At 45.0% G+C, this 16,975-nt stretch carries 12 protein-coding genes; 3 read left to right on the forward strand and 9 right to left on the reverse strand.

Going from position 1 to position 16,975, the window contains the following annotated elements; all coding sequences use genetic code 11:
* A partial coding sequence (locus tag I8J31_RS19835) for an Ig-like domain-containing protein (RefSeq protein WP_199470325.1) occupies positions 1–2,139 on the forward strand: 2,139 nt, incomplete at its 5' end.
* A 703-nt stretch (positions 2,140–2,842) separates the two neighbouring features.
* On the opposite strand, the gene I8J31_RS19840 is transcribed toward I8J31_RS19835, so the two are convergent.
* On the reverse strand, positions 2,843–4,132 hold the full coding sequence (locus I8J31_RS19840; protein WP_199470326.1) for a cation:proton antiporter: 1,290 nt from the start codon (positions 4,130–4,132) through the stop codon (positions 2,843–2,845).
* A gap of 509 nt (positions 4,133–4,641) precedes the next feature.
* On the opposite strand from I8J31_RS19840, the gene I8J31_RS19845 reads away from it, so the two are divergent.
* Positions 4,642–5,505, forward strand: a complete 864-nt coding sequence (locus I8J31_RS19845; protein WP_199470327.1) for an isocitrate lyase/PEP mutase family protein — start codon at positions 4,642–4,644, stop codon at positions 5,503–5,505.
* Between the two features lie 87 nt (positions 5,506–5,592).
* Here the strand turns inward: I8J31_RS19845 and I8J31_RS19850 are convergent, their stop codons facing one another.
* Together I8J31_RS19850 and dapA are read right to left on the reverse strand one after the other, a co-directional pair.
* Positions 5,593–6,276, reverse strand: a complete 684-nt coding sequence (locus tag I8J31_RS19850; RefSeq protein WP_199470328.1) for a P-loop NTPase family protein — start codon at positions 6,274–6,276, stop codon at positions 5,593–5,595.
* Positions 6,277–6,544: 268 nt separating this feature from the next.
* Entirely contained in the window at positions 6,545–7,417 is an 873-nt protein-coding gene (dapA, locus tag I8J31_RS19855) for a 4-hydroxy-tetrahydrodipicolinate synthase (RefSeq protein WP_199470329.1), read from the reverse strand.
* A gap of 361 nt (positions 7,418–7,778) precedes the next feature.
* Between dapA and I8J31_RS19860 the strand changes: the two genes are divergently transcribed.
* Positions 7,779–8,390 (forward strand): LysE family translocator, encoded by a 612-nt coding sequence (locus I8J31_RS19860; RefSeq protein WP_199470330.1) that lies wholly within the window; start codon positions 7,779–7,781, stop codon positions 8,388–8,390.
* A gap of 97 nt (positions 8,391–8,487) precedes the next feature.
* Here I8J31_RS19860 and I8J31_RS19865 read toward each other — a convergent pair whose 3' ends face one another.
* The 6 genes from I8J31_RS19865 to leuS form a co-directional block, all read right to left on the reverse strand.
* The gene (locus tag I8J31_RS19865) at positions 8,488–11,106 is read right to left on the reverse strand and encodes a cyclic nucleotide-binding domain-containing protein (RefSeq protein WP_199470331.1); all 2,619 of its coding nucleotides are present in this window, start codon (positions 11,104–11,106) and stop codon (positions 8,488–8,490) included.
* Positions 11,107–11,131: 25 nt separating this feature from the next.
* A complete protein-coding gene (locus tag I8J31_RS19870) occupies positions 11,132–11,740 on the reverse strand; it encodes a flavin reductase family protein (RefSeq protein ID WP_199470332.1) in 609 nt (202 codons plus the stop codon).
* 167 nt (positions 11,741–11,907) lie between these two features.
* Positions 11,908–12,561, reverse strand: a complete 654-nt coding sequence (locus tag I8J31_RS19875; RefSeq protein WP_199470333.1) for a putative 2OG-Fe(II) oxygenase — start codon at positions 12,559–12,561, stop codon at positions 11,908–11,910.
* Positions 12,562–12,707: 146 nt separating this feature from the next.
* Positions 12,708–13,745 (reverse strand): DNA polymerase III subunit delta, encoded by a 1,038-nt coding sequence (holA, locus tag I8J31_RS19880; RefSeq protein WP_199470334.1) that lies wholly within the window; start codon positions 13,743–13,745, stop codon positions 12,708–12,710.
* Positions 13,746–13,771: 26 nt separating this feature from the next.
* Positions 13,772–14,287, reverse strand: coding sequence for an LPS-assembly lipoprotein LptE (locus I8J31_RS19885; RefSeq protein ID WP_199470335.1), 516 nt, complete (start codon positions 14,285–14,287; stop codon positions 13,772–13,774).
* 141 nt (positions 14,288–14,428) lie between these two features.
* Positions 14,429–16,876: a leucine--tRNA ligase gene (gene leuS / locus I8J31_RS19890; protein ID WP_199470336.1), complete on the reverse strand. Its 2,448-nt coding sequence runs from the start codon at positions 16,874–16,876 to the stop codon at positions 14,429–14,431.
* Positions 16,877–16,975: the final 99 nt, after the last annotated feature.

Below are 16,975 nucleotides of genomic sequence, written 5' to 3' on the forward strand. Positions count from 1 at the left end.
GGTAATACGTCTGAAACGGTCAGTAACACAGTGGCGAGTGCTGAAACCGAAGTGGGTGCACCAAGCATCGTGTTGGACAGCGCCGGTGAAGATGGCATCTACAACGTTGCGGAACTGGGTGCCGATGGCACGGTTACCGCGACCATTAGCTTGTCAGACGACTTTAATGCTGACACAGACACTTTAACCATCAACGGTGAAACACACAGTGTGACGGTTGAAGAAATGACAGCGGGTGCTGTGATGGTTGAAGTGGCACCAGAAGCGACAATCACCGCCTCCATTACAGACGTGGCGGGCAACACATCAACGCAAGTGAGCGCAACCGTGGCGAGTGCTGACACTACAGGACCAACGGTGTGGATTGATGCGGTCACGGATGATGTGGGCAGTGTGACGGGCACGTTAACATCGGGAGACAGAACGGACGACACCAACTTGCTGTTGTCCGGTACGGTGGAAGCGGGTTCGATGGTCAAAATTTATGACGGTAGTACCGAATTGGGTGAGGCCACGGTGACGGGTACTAACTGGACATATACCGCGACACTGAGTGATGATACGAGTTACCAATTTAACGCCAAAGCGACCGATGCGGCGGGTAATGAAAGTGCCGCTACGGCGAACTTCGCGGTCACAGCGGCCACGGCTACACCAGAGGTGACGTTCATTGATGATGTGGGCAGCATACAAGGAGAGTTAACGTCGGGTGACAGCACGGATGACACCAGTTTGCTGCTGTCTGGCATAGTAGAGCTAGGCTCGACGGTCAAAGTTTATAACGGTACGACAGAATTGGGCAATGCGACTATTGAACCGGATGGTACTTGGAGTTATATCGCGACCCTTAACAATGGCAGCCATTATCGATTTAATGTTAGAGCAACAGATGCAGCAGGCAACGAAGGTGCGGCGACGTCAGACTTTAGTGTCACGTCGGACACCGTAGCGCCTCTCATATTGATGGATGTGGCGACCGACGATGTAGGGAGTGTGACGGGCAGATTAACGTCAGGGGGGACTACGGATGATACCAATTTGGTGTTATCTGGTTATACAGAGCCGGGATCGATAGTAACCCTTTACAATGGTAATACTGAGTTGGGTGAAGCGACGGTGACGGGTTTAACATGGACATACACAGCTACGCTTAATGATGGTGTTGATTATCAGTTTACTGCTAAGGCAACGGATACGGCTGGTAATGAAAGTGCAGGCTCTTCGGACTTTAGTGTGACGGTAGATACTAGTGGGCCAACAAAAGCAGCAAATAATGCCATTGTATGGGACTCTACACAGGGTGGGGAAGTAGCATCCTTAGACGCAGGGGATACGGTGACGATCACTTTTAATGAAGAAGTGAAAGTTGTTGATTTGCTGTTAAGTGATCTTACGCTGACTAATAACCATAGTTGGGGAGCTGGTGCGATGTTGAGCGCCGTTAATGATGGCGGTGATGGTTATGCCGATACTTATAGTGTAACACTTGGAACCGGTTCTACTGCGATGGAGAATGACAAAATAACGATAGCAACTGGTACCCTGCGCGATAAAGCGGGAAATACTAACGAAGAAATAGGGCTGCAGGTAGATGTAGATACGTCGATTGTGGTATTTGATTTAGTATCAGGCACGTCGAGTAGTCACAGTGGGCGAACATTTGATGCTAATGTGAGTTATACCCTTTACATCAAGGTGGATAGTGATTCGGAAACGGTAAATCTTGCATCTGATTCTAAGTGGTTATTAGGGGGGAACTTAGGAGTGGACGATAAAATAGTATTGGTGGGGGATGAGCTAGGTGGGGTGCTAGGTAAGTCGAGTGAGTTAATTACTAGATTTGATCTTGATACCACGGGCTATGGCTATTTTTCCAATATGGTTTGGAAAGGCAGTGAGGCTAATGCGCAGCCAGGGTCGGTGCATTTACGTTTTGACGGTTCTTTTATGCGAGAATACATTCCATCATTTGGCCTTGCATGGGAAGGGGTAGATAGGGCTGAAAGGCAGACGAAAGTGGACTTATTTACTGGAACGATGAACTTGACAGGTCAACATGCAAACCAAGGTGAGACATTTAATAATGTTTATGCTGACACGCTTCCCTCAAATGTAGCGATAACGCAGCCTATGTTTTAGTTCGACATTTTATTTTGTTAATCTACTGCGCGGTTAACGTTAGCAGTGGGTGATTATGCAAATTGTCAGGCTATTTCAGGACGGGACAATTTATGTTTTAAAGCCAATCACTTCAAAATGATTGGCTTTTTTATTGCGGACTAAGAGGGCTGTCGATATGGGTTGGAGTGAAATGATATTTTAGTGAGGTGGGCGACAGTTTCGAGCAGCAATGTCATTTACTTTGGCGACTGAAGAATGACTTTTAACATGTGAAACCCCGTTTTTTTTAAACTTATGACTCAAAGAGTTTGAATGAAAGTCGTTATATTTTTCTGGCAATAATAAAAAACGCGCTGTTTTGGTACGCCAATGAGACAGGCACCTTAAGCAGTCCTGGTCTTGCCCAGTAAATAAGTGTCCATCTCATCGAGCAGCACCTTGGAAATAATAGGTACACTCATTTGTTGGCGCAGGGTGAGGTGATCGAAGTTGGTTCTCATGGTGGTATGTTACCTTATTTCCCTATCATGGCTATGATAATGGTTATTTTTCATATGTCGATATGTCAGCTCCTTTGATGGAAAATCGAAAATATAACTTTTACATCTCCAAAACAAAGAGATAACCCCGTCCTCCGTCTTCCGCTTACAAAGACAAAAGGAGGAAGGTACAAGGGACTTAGTCCCTTGTCATCTAGAGTGCGAGCACTTGAGAAGAGCACCTATTGCTTGGCTTTCTCTTCCGCGGCTTGAATACTTTTCTTGATCAAAGGCGAGATGGTGAGCCCCTGTACTATGATGGAGAAGATAACCACCATGTAGGTAATGATGACGATTAGGTCATGAAGGTCGTAGTCGAGAATCTGGATCTGTTCAGAAGGAATCGCAGCGGCCATAGCAAGTGCTAGCCCTCCACGTAGTCCGCCCCAAGTTAGGATCTTGACTGAATGTTTGTCGTATTCACGAAAGCGTTTAAATACTAGGTAAGGGCTGCCAATACTAATAAAGCGAGCAATTAATACGATAGGCACCATGAGTAAGCCAAGTCCCAGTACTTCCCATGTTAGTGGCATGGTGACGATCAGCATTCCTATGATCAAGAATAGTAGGGCGTTTAAAAAACTGTCGGTTGCATGCCAAAAATCTTTCACGTAGCGGGTGCCATCTGGGCCTCTTCGTTTTGAGGCTTTAGGGCGGGTGATGTTACCTAGCAGAATGCCACAGGTCACCATGGCTAATGCGCCAGAAATTTCCCAGATGTTGGCAAGTGCAAAACCCGCCGATGGAATGGTTAGGGTCACCAGTAGGCGAATGTTCATGTCTTTACAGTTGATGATTAAGAAGTGGCCGACAACCGCAATAGCAAGGCCAAATACAATGCCGCCAATGGCATCGACGAGAAACAGTTCGGCAATGTCTTCGAAGTGGGCTTCTGTGCCATAAAAGGCGACAGAGAAGATGGTGGTGAAAATCACCAGACCAACGCCGTCATTAAAGAGGGATTCCCCTTCGACTTGAACGGAGATGCCTTCTGGGGCTTTCATTTGTTTGATGATGGCTAATACGGCAATGGGGTCCGTTGGGCTAATCAGTGCGCCGAAGAGTAGGCAGTAGATGAAGGCTACCGGGAAGCCTAATACTTGGAAAGTATAATAACTTAATAAGCCGACGATGAAGGTAGACACCAGAGTCGAGAAAAGCACCAGTATGGTGATTTCCCAACGTTGCTTTTTCATTGCGGTTAGGTCTATTTCCAATGCCCCAGCAAAGAGTAAAAATCCTAACATGCCCTTCAACAGCAGCTGGTTAAAGTCGATACCGGCGACCACTTGGGTAATAAACAGTGCTGTCTCATCACCAATCAGTTTAACCGCAATAATTAGGAGTAGAGAGATCACTACTGAACCTGTGGTTATTGCAATGGTGGTTTGCATTTTAAGAATGTATTGGTTAGTAAAAGCGATGAAAACCGCTAATGCTGATAAAAAGCAGATGAGATACCAAGCGTTCATTTGAGAACCTTAACATTGTCAGTAAGATTGAAAATTATAAATAGGCTGCATGGAAAATGCAGGTCGCTATGTTATCGCTAGAACCTGCGCCTGTCACGGTTTTCACTGTATAAAAAGTGTTCCAGATACTTTGATAACAGATAAAAGTAAAAAGATTCGTTTTTAATGGTTTTTCTGGTGTTTTTAGGTGGAATTAATAAAACCCTTTTGGTCGATTAAATAGTCGGGTGAGTCCATATAACGCGCTGATGTTCGGGGTCTCTATATTAGGTCTTTGTGTTAATTTTTAGGCAGTATCCAATTAAGGATCGAACTCAATCGCGACGATTCTTAATATTCGTTATTTTTTCATATTGTGTCCTCGTCCCTTTCGCCCTTTTGGTTAAGAGGCTTCCGTGTGTTTTTTACTTTCAAAACTTAACTAATTGGTCAGGCTATGATGAAGCTAGCTTTTAACACAGGTATAATTTGCCATTATTTGAGATCTTTTGGTTAGTAGGAGCGAACTTATGGCAACACCCTCGCAGCATGATTTACGGAATGATTTTCGGACGCTGTTAAACAGTGGTCAATGCTATTACACCGCATCGACTTTTGACCCCATGTCGGCTCGAATTGCGGCGGACCTTGGGTTTGAAGTGGGTATTTTGGGGGGATCTGTGGCGTCATTACAGGTGCTAGCCGCACCGGATTTTGCCTTGATTAGCTTGAGTGAATTCACCGAGCAAGCTACCCGTATTGGTCGTGTGGCGCGTTTGCCAATTATTGCCGATGCCGATCATGGTTATGGTAATGCGCTTAATGTTATGCGTACGATTGTTGAATTAGAACGGGCTGGTGTAGCAGCCTTGACCATAGAAGACACCTTGTTACCTGCTAAATACGGCCATAAGTCCACTGACTTAATTCCTGTAGAGGAAGCTGTTGGTAAGCTTAAGGCGGCGCTTGATGCGCGTATTGACCCCATTATGAGCATTATTGCTCGTACTAACGCTGGTCAGTTGAGCGTCGAACAGACCATTGAGCGCGTCAAGGCTTATCAAGCGGTGGGTGTGGATGGCATCTGTATGGTGGGGATTCGTGACTTTGCTCATTTAGAAGAAATTACTCAGCACATTACGATTCCTGTGATGTTGGTGGCCTACGATAATCCTGAACTGCGTGACCGTGCGCGTCTGGCGGCGAATGGTGTGCGTATTGTGGTGAATGGCCATGCGGCATATTTTGCGGCGATTAAAGCGACTTATGATTGCCTGCGTGAACAGCGTGGCATTGCAGAAGGGACGCTGAATGCCTCTGAGTTATCGACTCGCTATTCAACGCTAGAAGAAAATCGTGTTTGGGCGAATAAATATATGGATGTGCAAGAGTAATCTGCCTAGCTAGATCGTGGTTATGGGGGGTGAAAAGGAAAAGCCTGCGGTGTCCGCAGGCTTTTTTATTGGCTGTCAGTATTTTTATTAACCCAGTTTGGACAGTTCAGAGTAGGTGTTGCGTAACCAGACTTTCATACGTTGGCGTTCAGCGATGTTCATGATGTTTCTATCATTGGCCACGGCCCAAAAACTGGTATTGTTGAAGTCAATTTTTTGTGTCAACTTGGTTTGCAGTTTAGGTAACTCAATAATAAGCGCACCACGGCCTACTGCTTTTTGGTAGGTGTCGGATTTTTGGAAACGGGAGAAATCGGCACCGCGTCCTAGATTTTGAACAATGATAAAATCAACCGACGGTTGGCTGTAACGATCAAGTAATTTGTCGAGTAAGGCAACGGAGTCTGCACCATCGTCCATGACATGCCAAAGGCAGACTTGGTAGCCCATTTCGTCTAACAAGCCAAACACATCGGTTTCTTCAATCCACTTGCCTAATGGCTGTGCTGCCTGTGCGGCAAGGTCAATAATTAAATCACGATCAGGGTATTCTTCGATGGCCGCTAACATGCCGTCTAGACTGTTTTCATCTCCCACGACGATAGGGGAGGAATATTCACTATAAAAACGTGAAAAAGTGCCATGGGAAGAATCACAGTCAAAGCCTAAAAAAGGCTGGTTATTGTCAATACAATATTGGGCTAATACGCGCGCCGTCATGGATTTTCCGACACCGCCTTTTTCACCACCAATAAAATGCACCTTACCCATTTTGGTCTCCTATTGCTGCTTTATGGATAGTATTTGAAACGCTGATCTAACATCATCGTTGAAAGTATTACCTAAAATATTGCTTCTTCTTGAAGGCGTACTTTAGCAAGCTTTTAGAGAAAAAAATGCTCTTTATAGGATAAAAAATGCAGAAAGATTTATGACGGGAAGACAGACGACCTTTTCGTTTAAAAGAGGAGGACTAGGTCGTCTATTGATTGATTTTATGGGGGATAAAACAGCCTGCAAGCAGCAGGCTGTTGGTTGTCTATATTAGCTCTAATTCTTCCATGACTCGGCGAATGCTTGCTTTGGTACTGTCTTCTAATGGCACCATTGGTAGACGACATTCTTCTGTGCATAGGCCAAGTAATGACAAGGCGTATTTTGGCCCTGCTGGATTGGGCTCAATAAAGAGCGCGCAGTGTAATTGAAAGAGTTTATCCTGTAGCTGTGCCGCTTCGGTATAGTTCCCCTCACGGCATAAGCGTTGTAGCTCTACCGATAGTTTGGGTGCCACATTAGCCGTGACGGATATACAGCCATTTCCCCCACCGACGTTGTAAGCCACGGTATTTAAATCATCGCCGCTGAGGAAATTAAAGCTGCTTTTGACTAATGCTTTCTCGCGGATAGGACGAGTGATGTCACCCGTTGCGTCTTTTACCCCAATGATTCGGGGTAATTCGGCAAGGCGGGCTAGTGTGTCTACCTCTAATCCGACTATGGTTCGTGGTGGAATGTTGTAGAGGATGATGGGCAGTTGACTGTTGTCGTGTACGTATTTGAAGTGCTCATATAGCCCAGTTTGGTTGGGGCGATTGTAGTAACCTGCCACCTGTAAGGTAGCGTCTGCGCCAGCTTGATGGGCGTATTCTGAGTAGGTAACAGCTTCAATTGGGTTGTTCGATCCAGCGCCGGCAAGAATAGGTACGGCTTTGTTTGCTTCCTGTACCGTAATTTCAATCACGCGTTTGTGCTCGTGTTCACTTAAGGTGGGTGATTCGCCGGTAGTACCCACTGGAACCAAGCCATTAATGCCTTGATCTATTTGCCAACGTACTATATTGCGAAGGGCATCTTCATCTAATTGTCCGTTTCTAAAAGGGGTAACTAGCGCTGTGATTGCACCGTAAAACATATTTTTGCCTCATTTGGGCCGGTATGCATTTCGCTGATAGAGAAGTAAGTGGAGAACCCGTCAGCGAGAATGCTGCCGGGGAAGTTTTTTGATCTTAATTCCACACGCCAGCGCCGCAAAGCTTTTTAGCCTTACGTTTATCGCCGTTGTGTTTATTTAAGATGTTGATCATAGAATACGTGTCATCTACTTGTTAGAAGTTCGTCTATGCTGCCGCGTTTTTCCGTTGAGGTCAATATGCCGATGTTGTTTTGTGGCATGAATTTCTAGAGGTTGTTCGCTTTTTAGCAAGAATTGGTTAGTATCTCAGGCACTTTTTTTGCTGTGTTTCATCGGCTTACAATATGAATAGAGAAATGATATGGAGTTAACCACTTGGCTTTCTTTGGTGGCTATTTGTGTGATGGGCGCGATTTCTCCAGGGCCAAGTTTGGCGGTGATTCTTCGAGTTACCATTGCTCAGACGCCATTACATGGTGTACTAGCGGCAATTAGCCATGCATTAGGTTTGGGCTTTTGGGCTTTATTGAGTATGCAGGGCTTGGCAGTAGTGATGGCGAAGCATCAACAGGCGTTTTTTGTGCTGTCTATTTTAGGAGGGGTCTATTTAGCCTGGTTAGGGTTAAAAGCGATTCGTTATGCAGGCATAGGCGGTGAGGTGAAAATTGAAGGTGTGACGTCTTCCTATTGGCAGTCTGCTCGAGACGCATTTCTAGTGGCCTTGATGAACCCCAAAGCGGCGTTGTTTTTTCTCGCTCTGTTTAGTCAATTTGTTCAAGCGGATATGAGCGTTTTACTCAAGTTGCAATTGTGGGCGACTGTGGTGGTCATTGATGGTGGCTGGTATACCTTGGTGGCGTTATTGTTAGCAGGTGGCCCGGCTTTATCTTGGTTACGTCGTCATCGGATTTGGGTGGATAGAGGTATGGGAGGACTGCTGATTCTTTTGGGTATGAAGGTGGTCATCGGCTAATCTAGTTGGTTTTTGTTGTTTTGAACATGGCGTAGTATCCAAAGACTAAAAAAGCGCTCATCTGAGCGCTTTTTTAGTTTTAAAATAAAGGGTTAACTTACTGATTTTCAAAAATAAAGTCTGATGATTCAAGTAGGTTTTTCGTCCAGATATCGTAACCTTTTTTATTCAAGTGCAGCTTGTCGCCTTCAAACAGGTTTTCTTTGAGTTCTCCTTGTTTGTCTAATAAAGGAGACAGCAGGTCAAGGTATTGGGTGTTTGGACGTGTTTTTGCTAAACGTGCAATCTGTTGGTTCGTTTCATTAATGACCTTGCTCATCTCTAGACGAGTAGGGCTGCATTTTATGCTAATCAGCGTGACGGGAATGCCCGGCAAATGACGGTCTATTTTTTGTAATAGCTCTATATAGAGTTGGATTACCTTGTTGCAATTTTTGTGGTTACCTATGTCATTGTCCCCTGCATAGAGAACAAGAGACCTAGGGTTGTGAGGCAAAATAATACGTTCAAAGTAATACACGCAGGCTTCTAAGGTCGCGCCACCAAAACCTAAGTTGATGGCACTTTTATCGCGGAATTTATCTTCAAGATCATCCCATAGGCGTATGGTGGAGGAACCATAGAAAGCGACAGGTTGTTCTTTGTATTCTTTATACGCATGACGGAACTCTAACTCACGCACATCGGACTCAAACTCGATATCAAGATGGTTAAGGCTGAGCACATTTGAACGATAACCGCTTTTACCGCTAAAGATAGGGTACTTACGAATTTCACGGGATAATGCCAGCGCTTCATTAACGTAGCCTTTGTATTCCTCTTGATAGTCGAGCAAAAATTGAGCGAACGCTTTTTTGTCTCGGTAGTCGACCCTGTCGGATAACTTGAAAGCGGGCTTGATGATGGCGGTATAGATATTGTGGTCTGCTCGCTTATCAAAGTTAGCGACAGCGATAGGGACAATCCAAGGCTCTTCATTGCCCATAGATCCTGCTAGTTCAAAAGCATGGGGTAGGAAGGCACCGGGTGATTGTTGAGTGCTAAAGCTGTTTCCTTCAGGGGAAATCATTAAAGGAAAGTTTTGACTTAATGTCTGTTGAGCTTGATTGATTAAATTGTCGTACTCTGGGGTATCTTTAGTGAGCTTTTCCCAACTATCGACAAAAATATTACCGAACCTTTCATAGTAGTCATCTCGCCAAAATTCACTTTCTACGCTACGGCGTATGACTCGTTGACCGGAGACCCCATATTCTTTATCAATGATCATGGCGTTAATGAACTGAGCGTCCATAGAGAAGCGGAAACCATTGGGTAAACGGTTGGTTGAGGAGCCTAATAGGTGGTTATAAATAAACAGGCTCCCCGTCTTTTTAGGTAAATTCTCTAGACCTTTAATAACATAAGGGACTTTTTCGAACGCTTGCTCAAATTGTTCTGTGCCTAAGCGTCTCGCGTCTAATGCTGGCGTTTCTTTTGGCAACTTATTGATATTGTCATAGGCGGTTTGTAGATGGCGATAGAAGGCGTTTTCTCGCTGTAGGTCTTTTAGTATGTCTAGACACATGCCTGAAATGGTTCTTTCCAATACACTGCCAAAATGCAGGCATTTATAGAGAATACCAAAGGCTTCGTCTGTGGTGATGGCACTTTTTAACAGTTCGCTAAGCTTATAAAGGGGGGAGCTAACGGGTAGGAGGGCCGCATTTTGCTCAATAACATTGTTTACCGCGAGCACTTCGTCTTTAGCAATTTGTGATAGGTAGCGCATACGAGCAGCTAACAAATGGGTGCTGATTAACCAAATAAGACGATGTTGGTATTTGACGGAGAATTTGCGATTTTCACTAAACATATCCAACAAATCTTGTTTTTTTATGAAGATGATACTGCTGTCACGGGATGAAATAATCGAGGTGCGATTTTTTAAGTTAGTGTCTAAAGAGGTCCAGCCCAGTACAGTTCCTGAACGTGAAATAGAACGGGTAGTAATGAGTTCACCTGAGTCAGTTTGGTAGTTTACGATGACTTTACCCTTGGCAAGAAAATACAGGCCGTCGGCAATTTGGTCTTGCTGACATACAATATCCCCTTGGTGAGCCAGTAAAACAGAGGCTTTTTTCGCTAGGTTATGAATTTCGGCCTGAGTAAAGGTCTCACAAAAGGGCGCATAATTGAGTAAAGCCATGGCGTCTTTTAGGGAGTGAACTTGCTCGCTTGGGTTTACGAAGGGGCGAGTTTCTTCAAAAGCCAGAGATTCATTAGAAAAGAAAGTGTGGGTTTGGTTTTGAATATTGGTCAGTACTGGCAATGACTCTTGATAGACAAATTGTAGGAATTTAGTGGCAAATTCAAGGTTATCATCCAGCAGCTTTTGTAGCTTTATGATTGGCCAAGCAAGCAGTCTAGTCGATTTTGTGGCCGTAAAGGTAGTGGCGTAACGCGATGGATGACGAAAGGCAGACCAACCAATAGGCGCTAGAGCTTTATTGATTGAGCCAACATTATAAGATTTACTTTGTTCCCTTAGGGGGACGGAAATCGTGATTTCACCTTCAATCAAAAAATACAGTGAATGGCCAATTTCAAATTGTTTGGCCAGCACATCACCTGCTTTTAACGATGTGACACTGGCGAGGTCGATCAGAGAAGACGAAAGCTCAGCATCAATGTCACTCATAAAGGGGAAAGCTTGTATTTGTTTTGTTACGTCCATCTTTATATTCCTCGAATCTGTGTTCTTAATTAGGGCGTTTTAATGTCACTATTTTGCCCAATAGAGAGTAGTCGTTACCACCAAGTCGACTAAGCGGGTTGAGTCTTTGGCTGTCGATTGTTGTCCGGTTATTTTCTTGCGAGACAATGTCATCATCAATATATACGTTTACTATTTCTAAATAACAGGCATCTGTCGATGAGTTACCTAGCTGATGTATGTCGTAAAGTCGGCAGTGTAGAGCGACTTTTGCTTCTGCAATGCGTGGCAAGCGATCAACGAAGGAAACCAATGATAAGTCTGATTTCTCTAACTCAGATTCACCATAGGGTAAATTGGCGGCACTGTCATTGACGGCATTGATTAGATCACCACTTGGAATATGCAAGACACATTCCTTTTCGCTTAATAAGTTCTTTTTTGTATCCTTGATGACTTGCTCGGGTTTACTAACGATAGAAACGACCAATAATGCCGGGTCAGAAGACAAGGCCGCAAAGTAAGAAAAAGGCGCGAGATTATAGGTATCGTTAGTATTTTTAGTCATGATCCACGCAATGGGGCGTGGCGTTATGGTCTGAGTGATCAGGTGGTAGCGCTGGTTAGCGCTGAGTTGATCAAACTGGAAAAGCATAGACTTACCTTATCTAAAAAGATTACTTGTTAAATTACTACAAATACCGATCTATTGTGAACGTTTGAGTCAAAACTTGTTGGATTTCTTTTGAAAATAACGGGATAAGTATAAAAATATTACTGAGCAAGGGTTATGGGGGCTCCTCGCTCTTGCTTGACCCGCTATTAATAGCCTTCAATGATGGCGTTGAAAGCGATGACGACACGGTCTTTATCGCCAAAATAGGGAAGTGCAGAATGTTTTAGATAAGAAGGGAAAATAACTACTTGTCCTGCCGTAGGTACAAAGTCCCATACGCCTTGTCCACCCAAGTAGGCTGTGCCCATATCGGCATAATGTTCGGCATTCACTCTGGGGTCGTAAAAACGATTTAAGCCTCCCGTTTCTTGTTTGGCATCACCGGGTTCGAGGTAATAAATTCCACACCACGAGCAATTGGGGTGAGAGTGAGCATCGTGATAGCCACCCTTTTGCGTAACGTGATACCAAGACTCGATGATATGTGCGTGAGTTTCTATGCCTTCAGGCCAGAATGCTTGGTTTACGCTGGTGGCAACTTCTAAGATTAACTCTTCAAGAACACGTTTAGCCTCCATTATATTGGCTTCTTCTAGATCAAGAAAATCCAGTGTGCTCTCATGTAAGGCGTGTTTTGCCTTTGGTGCGATGAGGCTGGCAATGGCCGTGGTTTGAGCCGCCTTTTCTTGGTAGACCGCGGCTAATAGCGCGTCTTTAAGAAATTCATGGTCTGGCAGTTGAGCAAGGTAAAGAGGGGTGGTCCATACGCTGATTTCTTCAATCATAGGTGTGTCATTCATTGCTCGTTACCTGAAGGTTTGAATTTTACTATTTAGAGATAATATGTAATCAGAGCGACGTTTTGCAGAGTTAGGTGCTCGTTTCGAGGAAAAACGTCACTCTGGTTTAGGTTTCTCAATTTAGACAGCGACTTCTTTATGCCTTATTAAAAGGAAGCTGGAATGTCTAGTTCTGTCATAACGGGTTTGTAGCCACAAAACATCATGACTAGATTACGGAACCCCGTTGCTGTGTCTGGCCCTTCTAACCCCTTGATGCTTTTGTCTAACAGGGCGAGATAATTTTGTATGTAGGGCAGAGTGACCTGATTATGTCTAGACATGGCCTTTTCATAAAAAGGAATGCGCTTATCCCAAATCCTTTGTGCTTGGCAAGCTTGGCGTAAACTAGACGTTTGCATGGCTTGAAAAAGTGTCGACAAAGTTTGCGTTTCACGGTTGAAGAGCCAAAGAATAATGTTGGGCTCGACACCCTCCCCTAGTAGCTGACTTAAACAATGCATGGCTTCTTTGGCTTTACCCATCAGCAGGCGATCACTTAAGTCATAAATAGAGTAGCGGCTGCTGTCGGCCACGGACTCTGCGACCTGTTCTGCGTCGATTCGTGCGCCATTGCCATGCATTAAAACAAGCTTTTCTAATTCCTGCGATAACGCGAGTAAATTGCCTTCACCACGTTCGCAGATGATGGCAGCAGCGTCCCTAGTTAAGGATAGGTCGAGCGCCTGTGCTCTTTGCTGTACCCAAGCTGGTAAGCGATTGGCTTCAATAGGCCAAACTTGAACAAAGACGCCTTGGGATTCAAGTTGACTAAACCACTTTGCTTTTTGAGTACGCGCATCAATCTTAGGTAGGGTGAGTAAAATGACGTTGTCTTCGCTAAGGGATTGTCCTAGTTGAGCCAAGGCTTTGCTGTGCTTTTCACCTAACTTGTCTATTTGAATGTCGAACATGCGGCGATTGGAAAAGAGCGACAGGCTTTGGTTTTCGTTAATCACTTCTTGCCAATCAAACTGAGCATCGGCGACAAACCTTAGTCGCTCGTTGATGTCATGGGTTTGGGCAATTTTACGGATGCTATCAGCGGCTTCTTGACACAATAAAACCTCGTCCCCAGAAATAATATAAATGGGCGCGAGGTTTTTAGTGAGTTGCTGTGCTAATTGGTCGGCTCTGACTTTCATATTGCTCGCCTAAATAGGGATGCGGATTAAAGTGGCGCGTAACCTAGATCATAAATAAGTTGATTCGCCAGATCTTCGCCCATGGCTTCCGTTTGTTCTTTGTTGTAGGCCGCTTTAGTGCTTTCTTCCGCATTTTGATTCGCTAATGTTTTGCTGGTGCTGATGTTACGAGGGCCATACAGAGCCTTACCATCGGCTTGACGCACAAAATAATTGCTCGATAAGCGACGTTGGATTTGGGTGACATCATTTGAGCTATTGCGTGCTAGCGTGGTGTCCGACGAGCTAATGGCGTTGACCTTAAGTTCCAGTATGCCTTCTGTTGCGTCGGCCTTATTGACTAGGGTGACGCCTGCACGGGTAAGGGCGATACGTAGGGCACGATCAAAACTGTCTGAACCACTTTGTGAGTTGAGTATTAGGGTTTTCAATGCTGTAGGAATATTGATCTGCCCACGTAGATGGAAACCACAGGCGACCATACTCATGGTGACGAATGCTAAAAAGAGTAAACGAGTGGTTTGAGTAAATGAGCCAGTCATTATCGTGATTTCCTTAAATTGCTATGAAGCCGCCGTGAAACGACTAAAATGCTACTAGATTAGCAAGAGTGGCGTTTTGCCAAAATAGGCGACCGTTTTGAGGAAAACGCCACTCTTGCTATAGAAAACACTCTTCTGACTCTAGTTAGCCACTATGTTGACCAAGCGCCCTGGTACAACGATTACTTTACGGACTGTTTTGCCTTCAAGGTATTTCGCCACACTCGGGTGAGCTAGGGCTTCCGCTTCAATGGTTTTGTTATCGGCACTGGCAGAAACGGTTAATTCAGCACGTTTTTTACCAAGCACCTGCACAACAATTGTTAGCTCGTCCTTGATCAAAGCCGCTTCGTCTAGCGCTGGCCATGGAGTATCCACCACATTATCAGTATGACCCAATTCGCTCCATAACTGATGAGAGATATGTGGCACGATAGGCGAAAGCAATAGGGTTGCGGCTTCCAATGCTTCCTGTACTACCGCTAAACCTAGCTCAGACTGATCTTCAAACTTGCTGATATCATTGCAAAGTTCCATCACCGCAGAAATCGCGGTATTGAAGGTCTGACGACGCTCAATATCATCTGTTACCTTCTGGATAGTTTCATGGGTTTTACGACGCAAGGCTTTTTGCGCGCCGTTTAGTGCATCGATTTTCAATTCGCCCACTTTGCCAGCATTGACATGACGAAGAGACAAGGCCCACAAGCGACGTAGGAAGCGTGACGCGCCGTCTACACCGGAATCATTCCATTCAAGCGATTGCTCTGGTGGCGCACTGAACATAATGAACAAGCGAACCGTATCGGCACCGTATTTTTCGATCATTTCTTGCGGATCGACCGTATTGCCTTTCGACTTAGACATCTTGGTGCCGTCTTTATTTACCATGCCTTGGGTCAAGAGGCGTTTGAACGGTTCGTCAGATGTCACTAGCCCAGCATCACGCAATAGCTTGTGGAAGAAGCGCGAGTAAAGCAGGTGTAAGATAGCGTGTTCAACACCACCAACGTATTGGTCAACGGGTAGCCAGTAGTTGGCTTCTTCCGTTAGCATGGCGTCTTTTGAGTCTGGGCAGCAGTAACGGGCGAAGTACCAAGAAGATTCCATGAAGGTGTCAAAGGTATCGGTTTCGCGCTCTGCTTCTTCGCCATTAAACAGGATGGCAGAAAAATCGGGATTGTTTTTAATTGGCGAATTAACGCCATCCATCACGACATCTGTTGGCAATACCACAGGGAGCTGGTCGGCAGGAACCGGTACCACAGAACCATCTTTTAAATTGATGGTTGGAATCGGTGTGCCCCAATAACGTTGACGGCTGACGCCCCAGTCTCGCAGACGGTAGTTGACTTTGACTTCACCTATTTTCCGTTCTGTCATCCAACTCGCAATAGCATCAAAGGCTTCTTTAAAGGCCAAGCCGTCAAATTCGCCAGAGTTACAAAGAATGCCTTTGTCTGTGAAGGCCGCGTTTTCAATATCAATGGCTTCTTGACCTGCAGGCTGAATAACTTGCTTGATAGGCAAGTTGTATTTTTTCGCGAATTCAAAATCACGTTGATCATGGGCAGGCACCGACATCACGGCACCAGAGCCGTAATCCATCAAGACAAAGTTGGCAGCAAAGATAGGAACGGCGTCACCTGTAATGGGATGAATGGCTTTAAAACCCGTATCTACGCCTTTTTTCTCAACCGTTGCCATGTCTGCTTCTGTGGTTGACATCAGCTTACTTTCAGCAATGAAATCAGCAAGTTCAGGGTTGCTTTTTGAGGCTTCTAGAGATAATGGGTGTTGTGTTGCCACGGCGACATATGTCACCCCCATCACAGTATCTGGACGAGTGGTATAAACCGACATACTGGTGTCTTTACCTTCAACCGCAAAGTTGAACTCAAGACCTTCAGAACGGCCAATCCAGTTGCGTTGCATGGCTTTAACTTTTTCTGGCCAGTCGTCTAGCTTATCTAAATCGTTAAGCAATTCTTCTGCGTAGTCAGTAATGCGGATAAACCATTGGGAGATTTCTTTTTTCTCTACCGTGGTACCACAGCGCCAACAAGCGCCATCTTCAACCTGTTCGTTGGCCAGTACGGTTTGATCTTCAGGACACCAATTCACTGCGGCGGTTTTTTTATAGGCAAGGCCTTTTTCAACTAATTGAGTGAAGAACCATTGTTCCCATTTGTAGTATTCCGGAGTGCAGGTTGCTAGTTCACGGTCCCAGTCATAGGCAAAGCCAAGCTCTTTAAGCTGGCCTTTCATGTAGTCGATGTTTTCAACCGTCCATTTTGCCGGAGCGGTTTTGTTTTTGATGGCGGCGTTTTCAGCGGGCAGGCCAAATGCATCCCAGCCCATAGGTTGTAATACATTCTTACCTTGCATACGCTGATAACGAGAGATCACGTCGCCAATGGTGTAGTTACGTACGTGCCCCATGTGGAGGCGGCCACTTGGGTAAGGAAACATAGAGAGGCAGTAGAACTTTTCTTTGTTGGAATCGGCAACCGCCTTAAATGTTTTGTTTTTATCCCAAAAAGATTGCGCGGCTTGTTCAATTTGCTGCGGATTGTATTGTTCTTGCATGATGTTAAAGCATCCCACGATAGGTGTTAGGTTGGCAGATCTGTACTCTCTATATTCTTGGTAAAGATTTTAAAAGAGTGATTAATTGATGTGGCACAA

The organism is Marinomonas transparens (genome assembly GCF_016463975.1).
GTDB classification, from domain to species: domain Bacteria; phylum Pseudomonadota; class Gammaproteobacteria; order Pseudomonadales; family Marinomonadaceae; genus Marinomonas; species Marinomonas transparens.